The organism is Staphylococcus sp. GDX7P312P, from assembly GCF_008385775.1.
Taxonomy (GTDB): domain Bacteria; phylum Bacillota; class Bacilli; order Staphylococcales; family Staphylococcaceae; genus Staphylococcus; species Staphylococcus haemolyticus.
The window spans coordinates 18577-43829 of sequence record NZ_VUKI01000018.1 but is presented as its reverse complement, the minus strand read 5'-3'; the positions used below and the strand labels follow the sequence as shown (position 1 = coordinate 43829).

General features: G+C 33.2%; 15 protein-coding genes and 1 other RNA gene. 2 read left to right on the top strand and 14 right to left on the bottom strand.

Going from position 1 to position 25253, the window contains the following annotated elements:
• From F1592_RS05115 to F1592_RS05075, 9 genes are all read right to left on the bottom strand, one after another.
• On the bottom strand, positions 1 to 7233 hold a 7233-nt coding region (locus tag F1592_RS05115), incomplete at its 3' end, for a YSIRK-type signal peptide-containing protein (protein WP_149814160.1).
• A gap of 387 nt (positions 7234 to 7620) precedes the next feature.
• Complete coding sequence (locus F1592_RS05110) at positions 7621 to 8499, bottom strand: 5'-3' exonuclease (RefSeq protein WP_149809357.1); 879 nt, start codon at positions 8497 to 8499, stop codon at positions 7621 to 7623.
• Positions 8500 to 8515: 16 nt separating this feature from the next.
• Positions 8516 to 11959 carry a dynamin family protein gene (locus F1592_RS05105; RefSeq protein ID WP_149809358.1) on the bottom strand — a complete coding sequence of 1148 codons (3444 nt, stop codon included), beginning with the start codon at positions 11957 to 11959 and terminating at the stop codon, positions 8516 to 8518.
• Positions 11960 to 12191: 232 nt separating this feature from the next.
• Entirely contained in the window at positions 12192 to 12830 is a 639-nt protein-coding gene (locus F1592_RS05100; RefSeq protein WP_037537074.1) for an SDR family oxidoreductase, read from the bottom strand.
• Between the two features lie 165 nt (positions 12831 to 12995).
• A complete protein-coding gene (locus F1592_RS05095; protein WP_037537073.1) occupies positions 12996 to 14129 on the bottom strand; it encodes a THUMP domain-containing class I SAM-dependent RNA methyltransferase in 1134 nt (377 codons plus the stop codon).
• A 112-nt stretch (positions 14130 to 14241) separates the two neighbouring features.
• An RNA gene (gene rnpB, locus F1592_RS05090) (RNase P RNA component class B) lies at positions 14242 to 14625 on the bottom strand.
• Positions 14626 to 14757: 132 nt separating this feature from the next.
• Entirely contained in the window at positions 14758 to 15096 is a 339-nt protein-coding gene (gene gpsB, locus F1592_RS05085; RefSeq protein WP_149809359.1) for a cell division regulator GpsB, read from the bottom strand.
• 10 nt (positions 15097 to 15106) lie between these two features.
• The gene (locus tag F1592_RS05080; protein ID WP_037537072.1) at positions 15107 to 15670 is read right to left on the bottom strand and encodes an SLOG family protein; all 564 of its coding nucleotides are present in this window, start codon (positions 15668 to 15670) and stop codon (positions 15107 to 15109) included.
• A gap of 4 nt (positions 15671 to 15674) precedes the next feature.
• Entirely contained in the window at positions 15675 to 16010 is a 336-nt protein-coding gene (locus tag F1592_RS05075; protein WP_267918351.1) for a DUF1798 family protein, read from the bottom strand.
• A gap of 313 nt (positions 16011 to 16323) precedes the next feature.
• On the opposite strand from F1592_RS05075, the gene recU reads away from it, so the two are divergent.
• Positions 16324 to 16950, top strand: a complete 627-nt coding sequence (recU, locus tag F1592_RS05070; protein WP_037537070.1) for a Holliday junction resolvase RecU — start codon at positions 16324 to 16326, stop codon at positions 16948 to 16950.
• The gene (locus tag F1592_RS05065) at positions 16947 to 19217 is read left to right on the top strand and encodes a transglycosylase domain-containing protein (protein WP_037537069.1); all 2271 of its coding nucleotides are present in this window, start codon (positions 16947 to 16949) and stop codon (positions 19215 to 19217) included. Before recU ends, F1592_RS05065 begins: the two co-directional genes overlap by 4 nt.
• 159 nt (positions 19218 to 19376) lie before the next feature.
• On the opposite strand, the gene F1592_RS05060 is transcribed toward F1592_RS05065, so the two are convergent.
• From F1592_RS05060 to F1592_RS05040, 5 genes are all read right to left on the bottom strand, one after another.
• Entirely contained in the window at positions 19377 to 19706 is a 330-nt protein-coding gene (locus F1592_RS05060; RefSeq protein WP_053017246.1) for a YpoC family protein, read from the bottom strand.
• Positions 19707 to 19710: 4 nt separating this feature from the next.
• On the bottom strand, positions 19711 to 20370 hold the full coding sequence (nth, locus tag F1592_RS05055) for an endonuclease III (RefSeq protein ID WP_037537067.1): 660 nt from the start codon (positions 20368 to 20370) through the stop codon (positions 19711 to 19713).
• Positions 20360 to 21046 carry a DnaD domain-containing protein gene (locus F1592_RS05050; protein WP_149809360.1) on the bottom strand — a complete coding sequence of 229 codons (687 nt, stop codon included), beginning with the start codon at positions 21044 to 21046 and terminating at the stop codon, positions 20360 to 20362. The genes nth and F1592_RS05050 overlap by 11 nt, the downstream gene beginning before the upstream one ends.
• A gap of 89 nt (positions 21047 to 21135) precedes the next feature.
• Positions 21136 to 22428 carry an asparagine--tRNA ligase gene (asnS, locus tag F1592_RS05045; protein WP_037537065.1) on the bottom strand — a complete coding sequence of 431 codons (1293 nt, stop codon included), beginning with the start codon at positions 22426 to 22428 and terminating at the stop codon, positions 21136 to 21138.
• 110 nt (positions 22429 to 22538) lie between these two features.
• A complete protein-coding gene (locus tag F1592_RS05040) occupies positions 22539 to 25241 on the bottom strand; it encodes a helicase C-terminal domain-containing protein (protein ID WP_149809361.1) in 2703 nt (900 codons plus the stop codon).
• Positions 25242 to 25253: the final 12 nt, after the last annotated feature.

The window sequence follows — 25253 nt, the reverse complement described above, 5'->3', positions numbered from 1 at the left end:
TCGACCATTATTATCCGTCGTACCCGAACCATTTATACGATTATCTTTATCAAGTAAATCAACATGAGTATTTGGATCCGTTGTCACCGTAATCGGTGTTTGAGTACCGGCTTTACCAACTAAGTCAGTATCAAGTGTTGGAACCGTTGGTGGCGTAGTATCAGTTGCTTTAACCGGATCAGACGTAGAACTATTTGGATGTTCCGCATTATCAGTGGCTTTCACAGTGACGTTACCTTCAGGAATAGGCACCGTTGGTGTAATTGTCGCATGACCCGTGTTATCAGTCGTACCCGAACCGATAACATTACCATCTTTATCCAGTAACTCCACTTTCGTATTTGGATCGGTCACTACTTCAACAGGATCTTTTGTTCCCGCTTTTCCATCTAGAGTTCCAACAACTGAAGGTTTCACCGGCGGTGTTAAGTCAGTCGCTTTTTTCGGTTGAGATGTAGAACTATTCGGATGTTCTGCATTATCAGTCGCCTTGGCAGTGACATTACCTTCAGGAATCGGTTTTGTCGGTGTAATTGTGACATGCCCTGTATCATCTGTCGTACCCGAACCAATAATATTGCCGTCTTTATCAAGTAAATCAACATGTGTAATTGGATCTGTTGTCACCGTAATTGGTGTTTGAGTACCAGCTTTACCAACTAAATCTGTGTCAAGAATTGGAACAGTTGGTGGCGTTGTATCTGTTGCTTTTTTCGGTTGAGATGTAGAACTATTTGGATGTTCCGCATTGTCATAAGCTTTCGCAGAGACATTACCCTCTGGAATAGGTTTCGTCGGTGTGATTGTAACATGGCCTGTATTGTCTGTTGTACCCGAACCAATAACATTGCCATCTTTATCTAATAATTCTACTTTCGTATTCGGATCAGTAGTAACTTCAACAGGATCAGTAGTTGTCGCTTTACCAGTTAAATCACTTGTAACCACAGGCGTCGTTGGCGGTGTCGTATCAGTCGCTTTTTTCGGTTGAGATGTAGAACTATTCGGATGTTCTGCATTATCGTAAGCTTTCGCAGTTACATTACCTTCCGGTATAGGTTGAGTTGGCGTAATAATGGCATGACCATTAGCACCCGTTGTCCCCGAACCAATCACACGACCATCTTTATCTAATAACTCGATACGAGTATTAGGATCAGAAGATACGTCAACAGGTGTTCGAGTAGTCGCCTTACCAGTTAAGTCAGTATTAACGATTGGGCTACCTGGAGGCGTAGTATCCGTCGCTTTCTTCGGTTGAGAAAGTGAACTATTCGGATGTTCTGCGTTATCCGTTGCTTTAGCACGTACATTACCTTCAGGAATAGGCACCGTTGGTGTAATCGTAACTCGACCATTATTATCCGTCGTACCCGAACCAATTATACGATTATCTTTATCAAGTAAATCAACATGAGTATTTGGATCCGTTGTCACCGTAATCGGTGTTTGAGTAGTCGCCTTACCAGTTAAATCATTCGTCACAACAGGTTCCGTCGGAGGCGTCGTATCTGTCGCTTTCTTAGGTGCAGAAGTTGAGACATTTGGGTGTTCCGCATTATCGTAAGCTTTCGCAGTTACATTACCTTCCGGTATAGGTTGAGTTGGCGTAATGATGACATGACCATTAGCACCCGTCGTACCTGAACCAATGACATGATTATCTTTATCTAGTAACTCGATACGAGTATTAGGATCAGAAGACACATCAACTGGAGTTTTAGTTGTTGCCTTACCTGTTAAGTCAGTATTAACGATTGGACTACCTGGTGGTATAGTATCTGTCGCTTTTTTCGGTTGAGAAAGTGAACTATTCGGATGTTCTGCGTTATCCGTTGCTTTAGCACGTACATTACCTTCAGGAATAGGCACCGTCGGTGTAATTGTAACTCGACCATTACTATCCGTCGTACCTGAACCAATCACATGATTATCTTTATCAAGTAAATCAACATGAGTATTTGGATCCGTTGTCACCGTAATTGGTGTTTTAGTAGTCGCCTTACCAGTTAAATCATTCGTCACAACAGGTTCCGTTGGAGGTGTCGTATCAGTCGCTTTCTTAGGTGCAGAAGTTGAGACATTTGGGTGTTCCGCATTATCGTAAGCTTTCGCAGTTACATTACCTTCCGGTATAGGTTGAGTTGGCGTAATAATGACATGACCATTAGCACTTGTCGTGCCTGTTCCAATGACATGATTATCTTTATCTAGTAACTCGATACGAGTATTAGGATCAGAAGACACATCAATTGGAGTTTTAGTAGTCGCCTTACCAGTTAAGTCAGTATTAACGATTGGGCTACCTGGAGGCGTAGTATCAGTCGCTTTCTTCGGTTGAGAAAGTGAACTATTCGGATGTTCTGCGTTATCCGTTGCTTTAGCACGTACATTACCTTCAGGAATAGGCACCGTAGGTGTAATCGTAACTCGACCATTATTATCCGTCGTACCCGAACCAATTATACGATTATCTTTATCAAGTAGCTCAACACGTGTATTCGGGTCTGTCGTTACGGTAATCGGTGTTTTAGTAGTCGCCTTACCAGTTAAATCATTCGTGACGACTGGCTCCGTCGGAGGTGTCGTATCAGTCGCGTTCTTAGGTGCAGAAGTTGAGACATTTGGGTGTTCTGCATTATCGTAAGCTTTTGCAGTTACATTACCTTCCGGTATAGGTTGAGTTGGCGTAATAATGACATGACCATTAGCACCTGTTGTCCCTGTTCCAATGACATGATTATCTTTATCTATTAACTCGATACGAGTATTAGGATCAGAAGACACATCAACTGGAGTTTTAGTTGTTGCCTTACCTGTTAAGTCAGTATTAACGATTGGACTACCTGGTGGTATAGTATCTGTCGCTTTTTTCGGTTGAGAAAGTGAACTATTAGGATGTTCTGCGTTATCCGTTGCTTTAGCACGTACATTACCTTCAGGAATAGGCACCGTCGGTGTAATTGTAACTCGACCATTACTATCCGTCGTACCTGAACCAATGACATGATTATCTTTATCAAGTAAATCAACATGAGTATTTGGATCCGTTGTTACCGTAATCGGTGTTTTAGTCGTTGCTTTACCAGTTAAATCATTCGTCACAACAGGTTCCGTCGGAGGTGTCGTATCAGTCGCTTTCTTAGGTGCAGAAGTTGAGACATTTGGGTGTTCCGCATTATCGTAAGCTTTCGCAGTTACATTACCTTCCGGTATAGGTTGAGTTGGCGTAATGATGACATGACCATTAGCACCTGTTGTCCCCGTTCTAATGACATGATTATCTTTATCTAGTAACTCAATACGAGTATTAGGATCAGAAGACACATCAATTGGAGTTTTAGTAGTCGCCTTACCAGTTAAGTCAGTATTAACGATTGGGCTACCTGGAGGCGTAGTATCCGTCGCTTTCTTCGGTTGAGAAAGTGAACTATTAGGATGTTCTGCGTTATCCGTTGCTTTAGCACGTACATTACCTTCAGGAATAGACACCGTTGGTGTAATCGTAACTCGACCATTACTATCTGTCGTACCTGAACCAATCACATGATTATCTTTATCAAGTAGATCAACGTGAGTATTAGGATCCGTTGTTACCGTAATCGGTGTTTTAGTTGTCGCTTTACCAGTTAAATCATTCGTCACAACTGGTTCCGTTGGAGGCGTAGTATCCGTCGCTTTGACCGGATCAGACGTAGAACTATTCGGATGTTCTGCATTATCAGTCGCCTTGGCAGTGACATTACCTTCTGGAATAGGACGAGTTGGCGTAATTGTAACACGTCCATTAGCACCAGTCGTACCCGAACCAATCACACGACCATCTTTATCTAATAATTGAACACTCGTATTTGGATCCGTAGTTACTTCAACAGGCGTTAAAGTAGTCGCCTTTCCACCTAAAGGTGTTGTCACTCTAGGTTTAGTCGGTGGCGTAGTATCCGTCGCTTTGACCGGATCAGATGTAGAACTATTCGGATGTTCTGCATTATCAGTCGCCTTGGCAGTGACATTACCTTCCGGAATTGGTCTTGTAGGTGTAATTGACACTCGACCTGAACTATCTGTTGTTCCGGTACCTATGATTTGCCCATTTTTATCTAATAATTGAACATTCGTATTCGGATCAGTTGTAACTGTAACAGGGTCAGTCGTACCTGCTTTTCCTCCTAGAGGTGAAGTAACTCTAGGTTTAGTTGGTGGCGTCGTATCCGTCGCTTTTCTAGGTGCAGACGTTGAAACGTTGTTAGCAGGATCATAAGCTTTGGCAATCACATTACCTTCAACAATAGGAGTTGTAGGAGTAATGATTACATGACCATTTCCGTCAGTTGTGCCAGTACCTATAATATGACCATTTTTATCTATTAAATCCACTCGTGTATTTGGATCAGTTGTAACGGTAATTGGAGTTAAAGTCGTCGCTTTACCTGTTAAATCTGTATCTACAGTTGGAACTGTAGGTGGAATTGTATCCGTAACAGGTACATGATCTGAATCGATTGAGTTAGGTGTCTCTGCACCATCTGTAGCACGTGCATAGATTTTTCCTAAAGGTAGTGGCTCTCTTGGCGTAATTATACCGTGACCGTCCATTCCAGTAAGAACTACACCATAACTTTTACCATTTTCGTCAAAAATTTCTACTCTAGTCAATACATCTGTAGAAACATCAATAGGCGTTCTTGTACCTACTTTATTTACTAAATTAGTATTAATTACTGGTTTTCTAGGTGGTGTTGTATCAGTAACGTGTTTTGGATCAGATGTTGCATTATTAGTTGCATCAGTTTGATCATATGCTTTCGCAGTGATATTACCTTCGAAAAGATAATGATCTGGAGTGATATTAACATGTCCATTAGAACCAGTAATTCCACGACCGATGACATTATTATTTTTATCTAATAGTTCTACTCGTGTATTAGGTGTAGATGTAATGTCGATAACTGGTGTAGAGAAAGCTTTACCTGCAACATCTGTATTAATGACTGGTTTCATTACAGGTATCAGCGTTGTCGCTTGAACAGGAATCGAAACAGAACTATTCGGATGTAAAGCATTATCTGTAGCTTTCGCAGTCACATTTCCCTCAGGAATAACTCTATCTGGCGTAATAATCACATGACCACTAGCATCCGTTGTACCTGCTCCAAAAATACGTCCATTTTTATCTATTAATGCAACATGTGTATTTGGATCAGTAGAAACATCAATTGGTGTTAATGTACCAGCTTTGTATACTAATCGTGTGTTAATTACAGGTGTTGTAGGTGGAATTGTGTCAGTTGCAAATTTAGGATCAGATGTTGAAACTTTTGTTTCATCACTGTGATTATAAGCTTTTGCAATGACATTACCTTCAGGTATAGGGCGAGTTGGCGTAATGTAAGCATGTCCATTAGAACCTGTTGTACCTGTACCAATTTTGTTACCATTTTTATCAAATATTTCGACTTTAGTATTTGGATCTGTAGATACATCAATAACTGTTGTCGTTGTTGCTTTACCTACTAAATCAGAGTTAATTGTTGGTTTCACTGGTGGTTGATTCTCGATAGATGGCAGTGTACTATCTTCAGGTAATATACGACCTGATAAAACTGTATAAGCAGATTTACTTACACCACCCATAGCAGCTGTATTGGCATATGACCAAGCATTTTCTAGCTCGGCAGTAGTTACATTATCTCTTAATTTAACTTCAAGGTGCATATGATACGCACGATTTGCACCTTCAGGATGGTTAGGATCTACTTGAATACCAATACCATAGTTCCATCCACTGAAAATGCCTCGTTGATCTTCGACTGCTTTTCTCAAATCAGGATTATTTCTATTTGAGTGGAAATATTCGTTCGCATCAGAATTAAAACTTCTACCTGGACGAACACCGAAACTAAGATAAAATGTTGTATGACCAAAATCACGCTGATTACTTCTTAGCATATCAATCATTTGCGTACTATTATCTGGATCGATAATAAAATCGCTAGGTGATTCACTTAATAAACTATTTCTACCACTTCTTTTTTCGTAAGCTGCATAAGATAGATTTCTAACTGAATCGCTAGCGAACGAACCATCTGAATTCAATTTCATTACTTTATATGGTAACAGCAAAGCCATACCTAAACGTTGTTGTGATCCAGGTGATATAAAATTAACGCCGTCATTATTAAAGAATACATCATAAACTAAGTATTTTGAATTACCTTCATGTTTATAATAAGCACGCATGACGGTCTTTCTAGAAGTTATACTTTCTACACCGTTTTTTTGTTGACCAGTACCAAGCGCTCTTCCATCAGGTAATGAAGCATAGTTACGTTGATATACAATGACGTTTTTCCCAGCATTCCAACGGCCATTCAATGTAGTAAATCTAAAATTCGTACCTTTTTCCATTTGTTGACCGTTTCTAGGATCTCGTTTACCTGATTGAGATCGAGTAATAACATTGACTAATGAATTACGTGTTTGCTCTAATCTTGTAATAAAATCTAAAAGTGATTGTTGCGAAACATTACTAGATTGTGTGAAATGATTACTTTCTACAATTATTTTTTTCGCTTTTTCAATGTGAGGATTTGAAGGTTCTAAAGTTTCAACTTCTGGTAATTTACTTTGAATTTCTTGAGTAAGATCAGTCAGTTTAGAAACGTTTTTGTCCTCAATCTTCTGTTCATTATCCGACTTAGATGCTTTAGTTGTGTTTAGCTTATCATCAATTTGTTTAGATGGGTTTGAGCTAGAGTATTCAACTTGTTGTTTACTTTGATTCGAAGATCGCGTCCCTACGATCGATGAAGATTTTTCTTTCAGTTCATTTGTTTTTTCATTTTTTATGACTGGCGATTTTTCTTCCATCTTTTCTTTAATAGATGTTGATGTCGAATTAGTAATTTCTTTTTCGCTTGTTTGAGTTTCTATAGTATTTTTTTCTGTAGTTATGTTGTCATTTTCTTTTGACTGCTTATTGATTTCTGCAGCTTGATCAGAAGTTTGATCATTTTGAATTGTTATTGCATCATTTGGATTACTATTATTGTCTCGGGATGCTTGTGGTTCAGTATTTTGCTGTGCTTTTTCAACTGTCGCATTGGTATTTTCATTCGCATGGGCTTGATCGGTATGCGTTCCTAAAAATACTAACGTGGCGATTAATGTTGAGAAAGTTCCCACTGCATACTTTCGAATACTGAACTTCTGCAATTTATCTCGATGATTCATTGATGCGCTTCTCTCCTATTCTATGTTGTATATTCTTGATGTTGATGTTATGAGTAGTTTTGAAAAAAGTAATTCCGATAACACATAGCTCAATATCAAATGGATTGATAATTAAGTTACCGTATTTATTGTCTTAATTTTTGTCAGTCATTAGAACATAAAAAATTACTCGACAAAAGTTTCACAACTCCTCTCGGGTATTAATTTCAATTATCATTATGAAATGAACAATTCAATAGTTGTTCTATTTAATTGTATCATTAATTTAATTTAGTGTGAAATAGATTTTATTTTAATAAAATAAAAAAGTATAAATATTGAGAAGCGTTATAAATTAGTCGAAAAAGAGACTCAAAACACATTATAGGTCTTGAGTCTTGTACTAAATTATAATTTTGTTGATATATATTTTCTAGAAACATAAAGTTCATGTTCATTGCAAATTGAAAGTATGTGGTTAAGTGAATGTGCATAAGCCATATCTCTATAAATTTCCATGCTATTTAGTGGCACATCAGTATATATTTCGGCTAACTTTTTTGACAAAGTTAAATTATACTTATCTGCTTCAATTTTCTTACGTTGTCCAGGAGTCAATTGTTCAATATTGGATAATACATTCTCAACACTTCCATAAGTTTGAATCAATTTAAGAGCTGTTTTTTCACCTATACCTTTAACACCAGGATATCCGTCTGCAGAATCACCCATAAACGCTTTAATATCAATTAATTGTTGTGGATTTAACTGATATTCTTCATTAAAATGAGTTAAAGTATAACGATTATAAATATTAAATCCTTTCTTTATTAACCAAACTTCTACATTATTATTAATGCATTGTAATAAGTCTTTATCTCCAGTGATGATGTGGACCTCGTTATTATCAGAAAATGTTTTTGCCAAAGTTCCTATCACATCATCAGCTTCATAATTAGTCATTCCAACATTTATAAAGCCAAATTGGTCTGAAATTTCTTTGACGTAGTCAAACTGTGGAATAAGCTCTTCTGGTGGTGATGGACGATTTTGTTTATAGTCAGTATACATATCATTTCTAAAAGTGGATTGTCCCATATCCCAACATACGGCTACATGACTAGGATTGATTTCATTTATTGCTGTGAAGATATGTCTAACGAAACCTTGAATTCCGTTAGTTGGTATACCTTTTGAATTATACATAAATTGATTGTGTAAACTTGTAGCATAAAAATGTCTAAATAATAAAGCCATTCCATCTACTAATAGGACACGATTTTCCATATTTTGTGCCTTCCTTCTATTTTAATAGTGCGTTTAATTTTTGATTCGCAATATGTAATTGGTCGATTAATGTATTATCTAAATTAAATGATAATAATTCATCGATTTGATCTTGAATCGCATCCTCAATTTGCGCAAATTTCTCTTCAGCTTCTTTATTCATTGAAGCAACATACTGAATCAATGCCTGTCTAAATTCACTAATTTGATTTTGCAATAACTCTAACGTATGTAAACTGATTTGTTCTTGTAACTCTCGTTGAGTATTTGGATTCAAAATTCGACGTTTCGTTAATTGTTTAGGTAAAGCATTAATCATGTCATTTAAATCAACACGCAAGAATGCCTTTTCAGTAAAATTAGGCATAATCGAAAAATCAGAATTAATAAATACATGCAATTGATTTAATTTTTGGATTGTCGGTGCGACTTGTTCGCTAAGTTGACGGTTATAATATTTCTTGATTCGTTCAACTAATAAACTTTGTTCTAAATATAGTCGTTGATGTATTTGATCCAAAAATGCTTTAGAAGAAACTTTCTTTTCATCATTAAAATCACTATTTTGAGTCATCTGACTATTATATATACTTTTAACATCATCCAATAATTGTAATTTTAATCTACCATTTAAATGATAAATCTGATCTTCAACTTCATTATTAGTATGTTGTTCGGTAGTATATAGCAATTGATTTGGTAACCTTTGTTCATTTTGATATTTCTTCAATTGTTGCTGACGTTGTTCAATATGAGATTGGTTAGTTTTATAATCATGAATCATCTCTTCGAAAGAAATATTGATTTGCTCAAGTTGTTTAACCATTTGTTGCTCTAAAATTATATTTGAATCAACTTCTACAAATTGGTCAATGCTATGACGCAGCTGATTAATACCTTTATCGTTCCCTCTCAATGCTTGTCTACTTGAAACACCAAAGATATCTGACTTCAAGTTTACTTGAGTTAAAGCATCTTTAACGTAATGTTTTACCGCAGTTAAATCATCACTGTTTTCTGCAAGGTCTACAGCGTTGATAACCATTTTGAATGCTTGATTTTCATTAAGTTGATTCATCTCTTTCATATGTTCGATGAAGTTTTTATCATTATCTGTAAATGAATGATTAAAATAACTCACATATAAAATTAAATCGGATGAAGTTAGAATTTGTTCAGTTTCGTTTGTATGACGTTGATTGTTTGAATGTAAGCCTAGTGAATCAACGATTATTTTTCCTTTCAACCATTCTAATGGTAAGTTGATGTGCACGGTTTTAACAAAAGTAGCAAACTCATCTTCAGCACTCCATTTTTTTATTTTCTCTTGAGAAATCGTATGTTTCACACCTTCATCCAACATATCTTTATACATAGAAAAATGTTTGTGAACTGCACTTACAAAAGCAAGTTGGTTCTTTTCTAATTTGTTTTTTAATTGTTGTACATCAGATTGGACAAATGCTTCGAGTGATTCGAAAGAAACATTATAGTATTCAATGAGTTGATTAAGTTCATTTAATAGTTGTTCTTCAGTTTTAAGTGTGATTTGACTATCCTCACCGTAAGATAATTCTGTCGTAGCTGCAGTTGTAGGATTTGGTGAACTGACTAAGTATTGCCCACCTAATAAGGCATTAATTAAACTACTTTTTCCTGCACTGAATGTACCAAATACACCAATTTTGACAAGTTTATTTTCTAATCGTTCTAACGTATCTTTAATATCATTTTTTGTTCTATCAAATAATGGTACAGGTTCAATAATGTTTAATGCTTCTTGAATGTTAACCTTTTTAGTATTACGCTCATTTAAATTTTCATCAGACGCTTGCTCTTCTTTTTCTAAAACTTGATCATTGCTTTCTAGAATATAGTTTGCTTCAGTTCTACCTATTAATTTATCTAAAGAGTCATCCATATGAATATAATAATGTTGATAATTTTTAGTTGTTAGAGATTCTTTTAAATTTTGTAATTCAATATAATGTTCATATATCTGTAGATCATCATTAGTTTCTTCAGTTAAACCTTGCGCTTGTGTATGATCAATCGCTTGATTAAATAACGGATTGGATTGTTTTTCTACAAAATTAGTAATTGCTTTAAGCACTTCATCACTAAAAGTAAGTACATAAGTATTACTTATACTCGTTTGAGGTTGATATAAATTGGAAATTAAACTTGAATCTATTTCGTAATGTTGATTTAATACATCATGATTAACTTCAGAGTTATTAATAAAACGCGTTAAAAATGACATGTCCTCTCGTAAGGGTTGTCGAATTTGTTGATTAACTTTGTCTTGAAGTTTAGAAACAATATTCTGTAAACGTGCTTCTTGTTCCTCTTGCTTTTTCTTCTTTTTATTTAAAAGGCCGCCAACTTTAAAATCATCACTCATACTTTCAAGATAATGTCTAATATCTTCACGCATGTCATGTGTCATAATGTATGCATTATCTAATATATCTTTTCGCTTTTGTTTTAAAAAACTTAATAATTGATCAGGATTATTTAAGAGTCGAGCTTCTTCACTAACGGCTTGATTTTGTTGAAATTTAGTATAGGCTTGTTCAAATTCATCTTCATTTATATTAAGCTGTTCTAGAATATCTTGTAGTTCATTTTGAATATATCCTAATTGAGCCTCTGTAATAAACTTAACTGTACGATTTACATAATCCTCAATTGGTTCTCTAGAATTATCTTTCTGTATTAAATATTGAGAAAGACGTGAAAGTTCATTTTCGGGATGATCGAATTTTGTTACATAGAAAATATCTGTAAGTTTAATATCCCAATCTTCTATTGATTTATTGACTCTTTGTTTGAAAGTTTCAAAAGTAATTTCATCATCATTATGTTTGTCGATTTGATTAATGATAAAAATGACTGGTATACCTACATCATTCATTCTTTTAATAAATTGAAAATTTAATGCAGATTGTACATGATTGTAATCTACTGTATAGAACAAAATGTTGCTTGTATACATGAATTGTTCAGTTGTAGACTGATGTGTAGCTACGTTTGAGTCTACGCCAGGTGTATCTTGAAGCGTAAAACCATTTTTGAATTTTGAAGAAGGAAAATTAATTTCAACAGACTCTACATCTACATTTAAACGATTCATTTTTTTGACTTCGTCATATGTTTTTAATTTAGTATATTGTTGATTTTCTAAATTAGCTATAATTTCTTGTTTATCTGCAACAGATACAATTGCAGTATTACTTGTGGTAGGTACTGGTGAACTTGGAAGAATATCTTGTTCTAATAATAAGTTAATTAATGTAGATTTCCCCGCTGAAAAGTGACCAACAAAAGAAGCGGTATATTGGTTTAAATATACCTTTTTTATTACTTGATTAATAGTATGTATTAAAGTTGAATTTTTTGATTTTTCAACTTCTTTTTTTAATTTATATAAAATATCTAATTGTTCATTATTAGCCATGCTAAGTCCCCTTTGTTTCAAACATTCAAATAAAAAAGTAACAGCCTGAGACATACTTAATGTAACAGGCTATTCTTAATCCGGTAGGCAGATTTAAAATTAAATATACTGTTTAAGTTTACTCAACAAAAATTATATTTATTAAAGTAAAAACTTTAATTATTATTTCTGACTCGCTACCTATTTATTAAATTTTATCACAACAATAGTTTGAAACAAATATAAAGAATAGTTAATTGAACCAAGCTGGTTTATCTCCATCAGTGTTTGGTTTATTGACACCTATATTTTCTTTAGAATATAATTCTGGATTTTTCGCTATACGTACAGCTAAACTTGCAATACTACGTCTTGAAACTTCTGTTCCTCTAAATTGAGTATCCTTCGATGTAACTTCGTAATCTGTCTCATTTTTAAATGTAAGCCATGCTGGACGAATAATAGTATAATCTAATGTTGATGCTTCAATAATATCTGCAGCTTTACGATATTTTGTCAATTTCTCTCCAAATTGAGATTTATTAAATTCATTAAATTTAGCTGGTAATTCATCGTAAATACCAGGGGCAGCTACAAAGATTAATCGTTTAACATCTTTTTTAGACATAGCATCTACAATAGCTTGTGCTTCGATATCTAATGATCCAGATAGACTAGCAAATACAACATCAACTTTATCAAGTGCTTGCTCTAAATCTTTTGAGTTTTTTGCATCACCTTCATAAACTGTTACTCGATTTGATGCGTAATCAGGAATTCGATGCGCATTTCTTAAAAATAAATCAACATTAAAATTAGAATCCTCTAAAAATATTTTAGTAGCCTCGATAGAGACCTTACCATTTGCGCCTATTATTAATACTGTTTGCATATTATTTCTCTCCTAACTAAGATGTATATAAAATTATGTATTTGTATCTATATTTAACACTCTTACTATCACTTTACATCAGTAATAATAAGAGTGCTAATGAATTGATTAAATTAATTAAATATTATTAGATACATTAAGAAAAATTTACAAATTTAATAAAAATTATATAGTAGTTGGCTTTTTACCCCAATATTGGTAATAAGTACATTCAATATAGCCGTTAAATAATTTTCTTCTTTTAGTAGCTTTTCGATTAACTAAAAATTCAAATTCCTTGTTACTAGTCAAGATGTAAGTTGATAAATGTGAATGTTGATTCATTAATTTACCAATATAACGATACATTTCTTCGACTTCTTCCCTATCTCCAATTCGTTCACCATATGGAGGGTTTCCAACTAAAGCTACTGGTTCATCGGTGTCAATTGATAATGTATTCACATCTTTAACACTAAATTGGATTATATCTGCCAAACCGACTTCTTCAGCATTACGTTTAGCAATTTCAACCATTTCAGGATCTATATCTGATGCAAATACTTGAATGTCTTTATCGTAATTAGCTTGTTGATCAGCTTCATCTCGCATATCATCATAAATATTGGGAGGCATAATATTCCATTCTTCAGAAACAAAATCTCGATTGAACCCTGGTGCAATATTTTGAGCGATTAAACATGCTTCTATGGCAATAGTACCTGAACCACAGAAAGGATCTATAAAAGGCGTATCTCCCTTCCAATTGGCAAGTCGTACTAGACTCGCTGCCAACGTTTCTTTAATAGGAGCTTCCCCCTGAGCAATACGATATCCACGACGGTTCAAACCTGAACCTGAGGTATCGATAGTCAATAATACATTATCTTTTAGAATAGCTACCTCAACAGGGTATTTAGCACCACTTTCATTTAACCAGCCTTTTTCATCATAAGCTTTCTTTAAACGTTCAACAATTGCTTTTTTAGTAATAGCTTGACAGTCTGGTACACTATATAGTGTTGATTTAACACTTCTACCTTGAACTGGGAATTGCCCTTCTTTATCAATAATGTTTTCCCAAGGTAGCGATTTTGTTTTTTCAAAAAGTTCATCAAATGTTGTAGCGTTGAAACGGCCTACAACAATTTTAATACGATCAGCTGTGCGTAACCATAAATTGCATTGCACAATAGCTTTAGCATCACCTTCAAAAAAGATACGTCCATTTTCAACCTGTGTTTCATAACCGAGTTCTTGGATTTCTTTAGCTACAACAGCTTCTAATCCCATTGGACAAACTGCTAATAATTGGAACATTACGTTTTCTCCTTTTTTATAGATATATTTATATGTTAACAAAATTTATTATGTATGAGTAAAAAATAAAAAGCTCTCCAATCAATGGGAGAGCTAAACTAGTTCATGATATTTCTGTAAGCCATGTTCTGTACCGTTGTACTCATAACGTACACTAGTTGTACTGGTACGTCGGTGGTAACCATCTGTCTACAAATCTTTATATTCCGAATAAAGATGTCTCGTTTATACGTTGAATTCCGCTAAACAAGTGCTCCTACCAAATTTGGATTGCTCACTCGAGGGGTTTACCGCGTTCCACCCTTCATATTTCTATGAAAGCTACGTCACTGTGGCACTTTCAAACTAATTTAACCATATCATAAGACTTAGGTTATTTCGTTGCCGTCAAATTAATGCCTTGATTTATTGTTTCATCAAGCACGAACACTACAATCATCTCAGACTGTGTGAGCATGGACTTTCCTCTATATTTCTATAGCGATTACCCAAAATATCACTTTTGCGATTATATCATAATTTTTTATACTATAACAGATATTTTTATAGTATATCTGTTGTTAATTGAATACTTAGTATTAGCAATAAATATCCAATTGATAACATTCATTAATTAAGCTAAGTTAAATTACTTTCCAAAAACAGCTTTTTCTAAGTTTGCAATTCGTTTCAAAATATCAACATTATTGTTTGATGAACTTGAGTTGTTTGAAGAAAACGATTTATTGTCAGAAGGTCTCGATGTTGCCACTCTAAGTCTTAATTCTTCAACTTCTTTTTTTAATTTGTTATTCTCTTCAGACAATTTTACAACTTCATTATTCATATCAGCCATTTTTTGATAATCTGTAATGATATCATCTAAAAAAGCATCTACTTCCTCACGACGATAACCACGGGCCATAGTTTTTTCGAAATCTTTTTCATAGATATCTTTTGCTGAAAGCTTTAAAGAAACATCTGCCATTTTTTCCACCTCATTCGAAACTTTGATCTTGCTCCCACTGCATATCATTTATAAAATCAGTGAGTTCATCAAATGCCACAATATCACAAGTATAGTTTGTTTTATTTATAAAATCAACTAACATCCTTTTAAAGAATTTTGGGCTTCCTTCTTGCTCTTCATCATATATAAGTATAGTCATATCTGTATGATCTAACATAAACTGATCTGTTTGTTTAAATTGATATGGTCCTTCATATTCGGTATGATGAACACTTTCCATAAAATCAGCTTCTTGAGCAATTTTATTATACTTCATTTGATTCTGTTCATTCCACTTAGAAGTATGCCCATAAAAAGGTGTTATAATTCCTAATTTTAAATCGGGATACTCGACTCGCAAATCAATAACTACTTCAGCAGTCCACAATTCAATACCAAGTTGTCCTTGAATAAGTACCCACTCAAGCCCCTCATCAATATATTGTAATAATTTATGTTTGATAAAAGCTTTTAAATAATACACTTCAGGTGCGTCATCTTTGAAAATATTTAGTTCAAAAGATTTATACCCTGTTACATACACAGATTTCAAATGCTCAACAACACCCTTCAATAGTTTGATAAATATAATTTAAATCGTAGTTAACAGCTTTTAACTTCTCATTAAAAAGCTTTTTGCTTGTTCTATAAAAGTGACAATCTACTGATAATTCTTTATATGAATTAATTAGTAAATCAAACTTATTAGCATTCATATAACTCAATTGAATAATCTGTGGTTTTAATTTAATGAGATTTTCTAACTTAGTGTCTATCAGTTGCGAATAAGGGTAAACTACTTCATAAAAATCATAGTTCGTCTCGGAATTTTTAACAATATTGTAGCGATCTTCTATAGTATGTAATTCATTGATTAAATCATTTATCAACATAGTATCCACGAAGACGCCCCCCCTATATTCAATTTAATTTATCATAATTTAATCTAACAGTCATTCAAATTGCTATCTATATAAACAGGATAAATACATTGAAATATTGTTTTACTAGTTAATTAACGTTAAAATAAAGTAGATTAATAATGAAATTCATAGATAAGATTAAATACTTATTTGTCTATTTCTATTATTATCTATCATAGTTTGAACATATAATCATTTTTCGTAAATGATTATTAATAGTATTAATTAGTGTAAGTTTTACATAACCACTATTATATGAATTCAAACTTGTGTGGTGAATTAAATGAATTACCCCAATGGTAAACCTTTTAAGGGAAATACGACTATGGTCGGAAGAAATGGTAAATCGAATTCTAGTAATATAGAATATGGTGGCCGTGGTATGACTCTTGAAAAGGATATTGAACTTTCTAATGATTATTATTTAAAACATGGTAAAGCGGTTATTCATAAAAAGCCAACACCTGTTCAAATCGTTAATGTTCATTATCCCAAGCGAAGTAAAGCAGTTATAAATGAGGCTTACTTTCGTACACCTTCAACTACAGATTATAATGGCGTTTATAATGGCCATTATATTGATTTTGAAGCAAAGGAAACTAAAAATAAAACATCTTTTCCTTTGAATAATATTCATGATCATCAAGTAGAACATATGAAAAATGCATTTCTTCAAAAAGGAATTGTATTTTTAATCATAAGATTTAAATTACTTGATGAAGTATATTTATTGCCATTTTCCAAATTTCAAAAATATTGGGATAGATATAAAAATGAAATAAAAAAATCAATAACAGTTGAAGAAATAAGAAAAAATAGTTACTATATTCCTTATCAGTATCAACCAAGATTAAATTACCTCAATGCAGTTGATAAGTTGATATTAGATGAAAGTGAGGACCGCGTATGACGGAAAATAAAGGATCTTCTCAACCTAAAAATGGTAAAAATGGGAAGTCCAAAGCAAAAAAGAATAAGAATGTTAAAAGAACGATTATCAAGATTATTGGCTTTTTATTAATTGCCTTTATCGTTTTAGTTCTATTAGGCATTTTATTATTTGCGTATTATGCATGGAAAGCTCCTGCATTTACCGAATCTAAATTACAAGATCCTAAACCGGCAGAAATTTACGACAGAAATGGTGACTTAGTAAAAAAATTAGATAACGGCGCAAGAAGAGAGCATGTTGAGTTAAAAGATGTTCCTAAAAATATGAGAAATGCTGTGTTAGCAACTGAAGATAACCGATTCTATGACCACGGTGCAATTGACTATAAACGTTTATTTGGTGCCATTGGTAAAAACTTGACTGGTGGATTTGGTTCACAAGGTGCATCTACTTTAACACAACAAGTAGTTAAACGAGCATTCTTAAGTGAAGAGAAATCTATCGGACGTAAAGCACAAGAAGCTTACCTATCCTACCGTCTAGAACAAGAGTACAGTAAAGATGAAATCTTCCAAATGTACTTAAATAAAATTTATTATTCAGATGGTGTTTATGGCGTTAAAGCTGCAGCTAAATATTACTTCAATAAAGATTTGAAAGATTTAAATCTTGCGGAAGAAGCATATTTAGCAGGTTTACCACAGGTGCCTAACCTTTATAATATTTACGACAACCCTAAACAAGCGGAAAATCGTAAAAACACTGTACTCTACTTAATGCATTATCACAACAGAATTTCTGATAAAGAGTATAATGCTGCTAAGAAAATTAACTTAAAAGCTAATTTAGTAGATCGTACAGCTAAGGAACGTCAAATTGGCACTGATAACTCTGATTCAGAATACGATTCATATGTAAACTTTGTTAAATCTGAATTGATGAACAATAAAGAATTCAAGAATAAAAACTTGAGTGATGTTCTTCAAAGTGGAATTAAGATTTACACAAATATGGACAAAGATGTTCAAAAAACATTACAAGATCGTATAGACAACGGTAATTACTATAAAAATGAAGACCAACGTGTTGGTTCTACAATTCTTGATAGTAAGACTGGTGGCTTAGTCGCAATTTCTGGAGGTCGTAACTTCAAAGACGTTGTTGACAATAACGCTGCAACTGATGCGCATTTAACTGGTTCATCATTGAAACCGTTCTTAGCTTATGGTCCAGCTATTGAAAACATGCAATGGGCTACGAATCATGCAATTCAAGATGAATCAAGCTATTCTATTGATGGTGGTACATTCCGTAACTATGATGGAAATGGTCATGGTACTGTAACTGCATATGATGCGTTAAGACAAAGTTTCAACATTCCAGCGCTTAAAACTTGGCAACAAGTTAATTCACAAGCTGGAGATAATGCAGTTAAGAAATTCGCATCAAAAGTTGGATTAGATTATCAAAGTGACATTGGTCCTTCTGATGTACTTGGTGGTGGCGCTTCTGAGTTCTCACCTACTCAATTAGCATCTGCTTTCGCAGCAATTGCTAACGGTGGTACTTACAATAACGCACATTCTATCCAAAAAGTTGTAACAGCTGATGATGACACAATTGAGTTTGACCATACAAGTCATAAAGCTATGAAAGACTACACTTCTTATATGTTAGCTGAAATGCTTACAGGTACATTTAAAGCCTATGGTTCAGCCTATGGACATGGCGTATCAGGCGTTACTATGGGTGCTAAAACTGGTACAAGTACTTATGGTACAGAAATTAACCAACAATATAACCTACCTGATAACGCTGCAAAAGACGTTTGGATTAATGGTTTCACACCTAAATACACAATGTCTATTTGGATGGGCTTCAGTGAAATTAAAGAAGGTGGCGTTAACTCATTCTTAGGTCACTCAGAACAAGAATATCCACAATATCTATATGAGGATGTTATGTCTGATATTACTTCAAGTGATGATGGTGACTTCAAGAAACCAGATTCAGTTAACGGCTCAAGCGCTGATAATTTATCAGTAAGTGGTCACCCAGATAACAACACGACTAATCGTGAAGTAAATGGTAGCAGTGGCTCAAGTTCATCAAATAGTTCAAATAACTCAAGTAATTCTAATAGTAGTAACACTAATAATAGTGGCAATACTAATTCAGGAACTACTAACAATAATTCAACAACACAAGGTACTAATACTGTCGGAAGTACACTTTCAAACATCTTTAATTTAAATAGTATTTTCGATTTTAAAAAATCCTCATAGTGTTTTTGAAATGTTAAATAATTAAAAGAAGGCAATTTCTATTACATTAAATAGAAATTGCCTTTCTTATACCCATTGATTCAAACTTAAATATTTGAATATAAATATAGCCAGTAAATGAATTAAATAACTCATTTTACTGGCTAATTAATGTTAGTATTAACTTTGTCGTTTTCTTCTAATTTGGTAAGACGCATTCATTTTAATTAACTCACTTTTTAAAGTCTTCATTTGACTATAACCCATAAAGTGATATTTTCTAGCTAACATATATCGATAGCGTTCTTCAAAGTTCATTGGAACTACTGGGTATTGATCTAACAATTTGAAATCAATAGTTTCAATTTCATTAATTTCTTTAAAAAATTGAATTATTAAGTCAAAGTACTTATCAATTACTGGCTTTGCGTTTGATGAATTTAATGATCTTTGTTTAGCGTATTCATCAAGTAACTCTTCAATTTCTTCAAATTCTTGTTTATTAATCATTTAATCAGGCTTCCTTTAATTGTGCTTTCATACGTTTTTGCCCTTCTCTACAATCATCTAGTAAGGGACATATGTCACACTTAGGCTTTCTAGCTAAACAATGGTAGCGACCAAAGAAGATAAGTTGATGATGACTTCTACTCCATCTTTCCTTTGGAATAATACTACATAATCTATCCTCTACTTGTGTCACATTATCTTTCCATCTATTAATTCCTAGTCGCTTAGAAACACGTTCAACATGCGTATCAACTGCTAATGATGGCTCATCGAAAGCTACACTCATAACTACATTTGCTGTTTTACGACCGACTCCAGCTAAACTTTCTAATTCTTTATGAGTACTAGGAATTTGACCATTGAATTGTTCGAGTAGTGACTGACAAAGCTTTTGTATATTTTTCGCTTTGTTACGATATAAGCCAATCGAACGTATATCATTTTGCAGTTCTTCGATATCCACATTCAAATAGTCTTGAGGTGTTTTATACTTTTGAAAAAGCGTACGTGTAACTTTATTTACTAAATTATCGGTACATTGAGCTGATAAAAGTACTGCAATTGTTAATTCGAAAGCATTATCATGTTTGAGCTCGCATTCTGCATTTGGAAACATATCAGCTATGACATCTATCATTTCTAGTGCTTTCTTTTTACTTATCATCTAACTTCTCCCCATTTAACCAATCAAATTTTGGTATATGATTAACCGTATGTGTCATAGATGGCTTGTTAAATTGTTCTCTTATTTTCTTAGATTCTTCAGTAGTTGTGACATTATTCTTTTTCCAATTTAACAATATACGATCTACGTACTTGAAACTAAGTTTATCATGACTATATGCTTCATCTAACGCTGCTCTAATTAAAGTAAAGTCATGCTTGTCTACGTCAATCCATTGATTAAGTGTTTCAATTTCATATGGTGAAATAGGTCTAGCAAATAAGGATTCTATATATTGGAAAAGATCTTTAAAATTTTGTTGAGCTTGATTTGTTAATTGTTTTGAATGATCTTGAGATAAAATATTGCTCAATTTTTCATAGAAACCATCTAAATTCATATATTCCGTAAATTTACCTTCTTCGTCCTTTTTTACATGAAGTTGTAATAAATCCCTTTGAATTAAATGTTGAATGATGCTAGTTATTTCACGTGGTTCCATATCTGAGCCTAATTTCAATTCATCTATGAATGGTTGTTTATTTGATGTTTCAGAGGCATAAATCAATTTAATTAAAATAATTAAATCTTTTTCTGTCAGTCCTAATTCACTATAATGGTCAAATAATTCTCTTCTAACGACGACAGGACGTGTTTTGAGTTGAATTTTATTCAAATTGATATTCCTCCTCTTTAAAGTTGAAAAAGCGTCCAGTCAACATGCTGACTGGACGAGTAAATTAGTATGGTATGTGGGATTAGAACTTATGGATATAAACGATTTAATAGTCGTGGGAATGGAGCAGTTTCTCTTACGTGTTCCACACCAGAAATCCAAGCAACAGTTCTTTCTAACCCTAATCCAAATCCGCTATGTGGCACACTACCATAACGACGTAAGTCTAAATAATAGTTATAACTTTCAGCGTCTAATTGATGTTCATCTATACGTTGTTCTAATAATTCTAAATCATTAATACGTTCAGAACCACCAATGATTTCACCATAACCTTCTGGTGCAATTAAATCTGCACATAAAACAGTTTCTTCATTCTCTGGATTTGGTTGCATATAGAATGGTTTAATTTTAGTTGGATAATTTGTAATAAATACCGGTAAATCATAATGATTTGCAATAGCAGTTTCATGTGGTGCACCGAAGTCCTCGCCCCACTCAATATCGTCGAAACCTTCTTCTTTTAAGAACTTAATTGCATCATCATAAGAAATTCTTGGGAAAGGTGCTGATACCTTTTCAAGTTTGCTCGTATCTCGATCTAGTGCTTTAAGTTCTAATTGACAATTTTTAAGTACAGATTTAACGACATGTGATACATACTGTTCTTGGACTTCTAAACTTTCCGCATGATTTGTAAATGCCATTTCTGGTTCAATCATCCAAAATTCAATCAAATGGCGTCGAGTTTTAGATTTTTCAGCTCTGAAAGTTGGTCCAAATGAGAATACACGACCATGAGCCATTGCAGCTGCTTCCATATATAATTGACCACTTTGAGAAAGGAAAGCATCTTCATCAAAGTACTTAGTATGGAACAATTCACTTGTTCCTTCTGGAGCACTTGCTGTTAAGATTGGAGGATCAATCTTAGTGAATCCATTTTCATTAAAAAATTCGTATGTTGCTCTAATAATTTCATTTCTGATTTTCATAACAGCATGTTGTTTTTTTGAACGCAACCATAAATGTCTATGATCCATTAAAAATTCAGTACCATGATTTTTAGGTGTAATTGGATAATCATGTGCTTCGTGAATAACTTCAATTGATTTCACTTGCATTTCGTAACCTAAATCTGAACGGTTATCTTCTGTTATAACACCAGTCACATAAAGTGATGATTCTTGTGTAATTTCTTTAGCTAGTTGGAATGTTTCTTCAGAAACCTCTGATTTAACCACTACACCTTGCATAAAGCCACTACCATCACGTAATTGTAAAAAGGCAATCTTGCCACTTGAGCGTTTATTTGTTAACCAAGCACCAATAGTCACTTCTTGGTTAAGATGTTGTTTAGCTTGTTTAATCGTTGTTTTCATAACCAATCTCCTAATTGTCATTCTTTGTAATCAATACTTATTTATTTTAACAAAATAAATTGTGAAGTTCTAGCATGTGAACACGCTATCTCATTGTATAACAGTTTGAATCATATATTGGCATCAATATTATGTTGGATTTTGTTAACAAGTTTGCTGAATTGTTTAATGTCGCCCTTTTTTTGCTTATAATTTTCTAAAGTTTGAGCAAAAAAGTTTTTATAGTTACTGCTTACAAGTCGATCATCAAAAGAGACAATCAACCCTTGATCATCTTCATTGCGAATTAAACGACCTAAACCTTGTCTAAAACGAGTAACTGCGTCGGGTAAAACATAGTCCTTAAAGGTAGAATCAAATTCAGAATCCATAAGCCAATGTTTAGTATTGTATTTATTCATAAATGGAAGTTTAGCTATCATAACACATTTAATACCTTTAGCTTGATAATCAAAACCTTCGAAAAACGTTGATGTGCCAAGCAAAATTGTCTTATCAAAATTATTAAATTGTTGAACAATTTTATAGTTTTGATTTTGTTGTTGTGTAAGTACTACATAGTCTTCAAAAGTGGGTAATTCATTTAATAACTCTTGTACCATGTGCATCATACGGTAGCTTGTAAATAACACTAAACATTTCGAATCAGTATTTATTACATACTCTTGAATATAATCCACTATAGATGCTACGTAATCATCGATATTTTTGAAGTTATAAGAACTAACATCACTAGGAATAAACACGTTCGTATTCGTGCGATTAGATAGTGTCGATGGAACTTGATACGTGTTAAAATGCACATCTTCCTTAAACCAATTTTTAAAGGCATCAAACTTATGATTAAACGTCAATGTTCCAGAAATAAATGTTAATGAATTAAATTTATCTAAAACGCGAGTCGTTAAAATATCACGAACTGCATAATCTTTAACAATCAATTTAATAGTTGACTTTTGAGTTAGATTCCTAATGGATAAGTAGGCAGTATGTTTATCTTTTAAACTCTGCTCTATACTTCGATAAGTATCATTAATATATAAAAGTTGTTTGCGTAAAGTCTTAATCGTTTTGTGCGTCATACCATTAAAAATTTCTAATGTCTTATTTATCTTATCAACAATCAAATGCAAATCTTTAAGTATCTGAGTTGAATCAAATTCAAATACATAATGGTGTCGATGTATATCATCATCATGAACGTCAGAGTTTTGAATGATTTCGAATATATGATTAAATAGACGCTCATTTAAATCATGTATTTCTGATATATTCATTTTTAAGCCAAATACATCAATCGGTGCAATATCTAAACGTTCTAAAATTCGTTGTTGTTCTAGTTTATCAATCGCTTTTAATAATTTTTCATTTTCATTTTTTCCTATTAAACCAAGTTGGTATTTTAAATCTGAATAATCGAGTTCATTAGTGACTTGGTTTAATGCATAGTCAGGTAAACGATGTGCCTCATCAATTATACAATCATCGAAAAGTTGATAAATTGAATTTTCTTGGTCTGAGTGTATGAGATGTGCATGATTAGTGATTCCGATTTGAATATGATGTGCATTTCGTTTGATGTAATTGTAATAATGTATATCATGTCTAACTGGTACATAAGTTTCAATCTTTTGGTCAAAATACATTTTCTGACCACCTTTAAGATTTAAATCTTGAATATCCCCAGTTTCTGTTTCGATAATCCAGGTCAATAATTGCATTTTTAAAATATTAACTTCATAGTTGGTAGTTTCATCTTTCAAAATCTGACTAATTAAGCCAAGTGAAATGTATTCAGATTTACTTTTTATAAGCGTGGCATTAATTTTAAAGTTTAGTGCTTGATTGATACTCGGAATATCTTTTAGCAAAAGTTGATTTTGTAACAGTTTAGTGTTAGTCGAAATCATGACATGACGTCCAGTTTCAATGTTATACATCAAAGCTGCCAAAAGATATGCCAATGACTTTCCACTACCTAAAGGTGCTTCAATCATAGCTTTATCATTGTGCATGAGTTGCTCTAGGATGATTTCAGATAAATATAGTTGTTGTGGACGATATGTTAGATTAAGTGAACTAACAACTTCACTATACAAATCTTTAAGTGATCCATTAAATGTTGTTTTAGGCGCTTTTAAATCAATTTGCTTTTTATAAATTATTTGTTCGAATTGACCGTATTGATTATCTAAAGGTGAATTTTCATGTTGACGTACCATTTCAAACAAGACATTAAATAAGTCATATTTTAAATTTTTACTTAAATAATAGAGTTGTTTTAATGTATCTATTGGTAGTTGTTCGAACTTTTGAAAGGCTTTAATCATTAGTAATGCAGTAGTAGTAGCGTCTTCATCAGCCCTATGTGCGTTGTCTAAGGGTATGTCGTGTGCCTCTGCTAATTCACTAAGTTGATAACTCTTATCTGTAGGATAAGCAATTTTAAATAATTCTAACGTATCCAGCACCTTTTTTGGTTCAAAATCTATATTACAGTTTTGAAAGGCCTTTTTTATAAAATTTAAGTCAAAATCAACATTATGAGCAACGAACACACAATCTTTCAATTGTTTGTAAATTTCTTGTGCAATTTCATGAAAATAAGGGGCTTGCTCTAACATGGTATCTTCAATAGAAGTCAACGCTTGGATGAATGGAGGAATTTCCAAATCAGTACGAATCATAGAATGATAAGTCCCAGATATTTTATTGTTACTTACAAAAGTAATACCAATTTGTATAATTTCATCATAATCAAGTTGATTGCCAGTTGTCTCTAGATCTACAACTGCATAACTTGTGTGTCCCATAACTAACTCTCC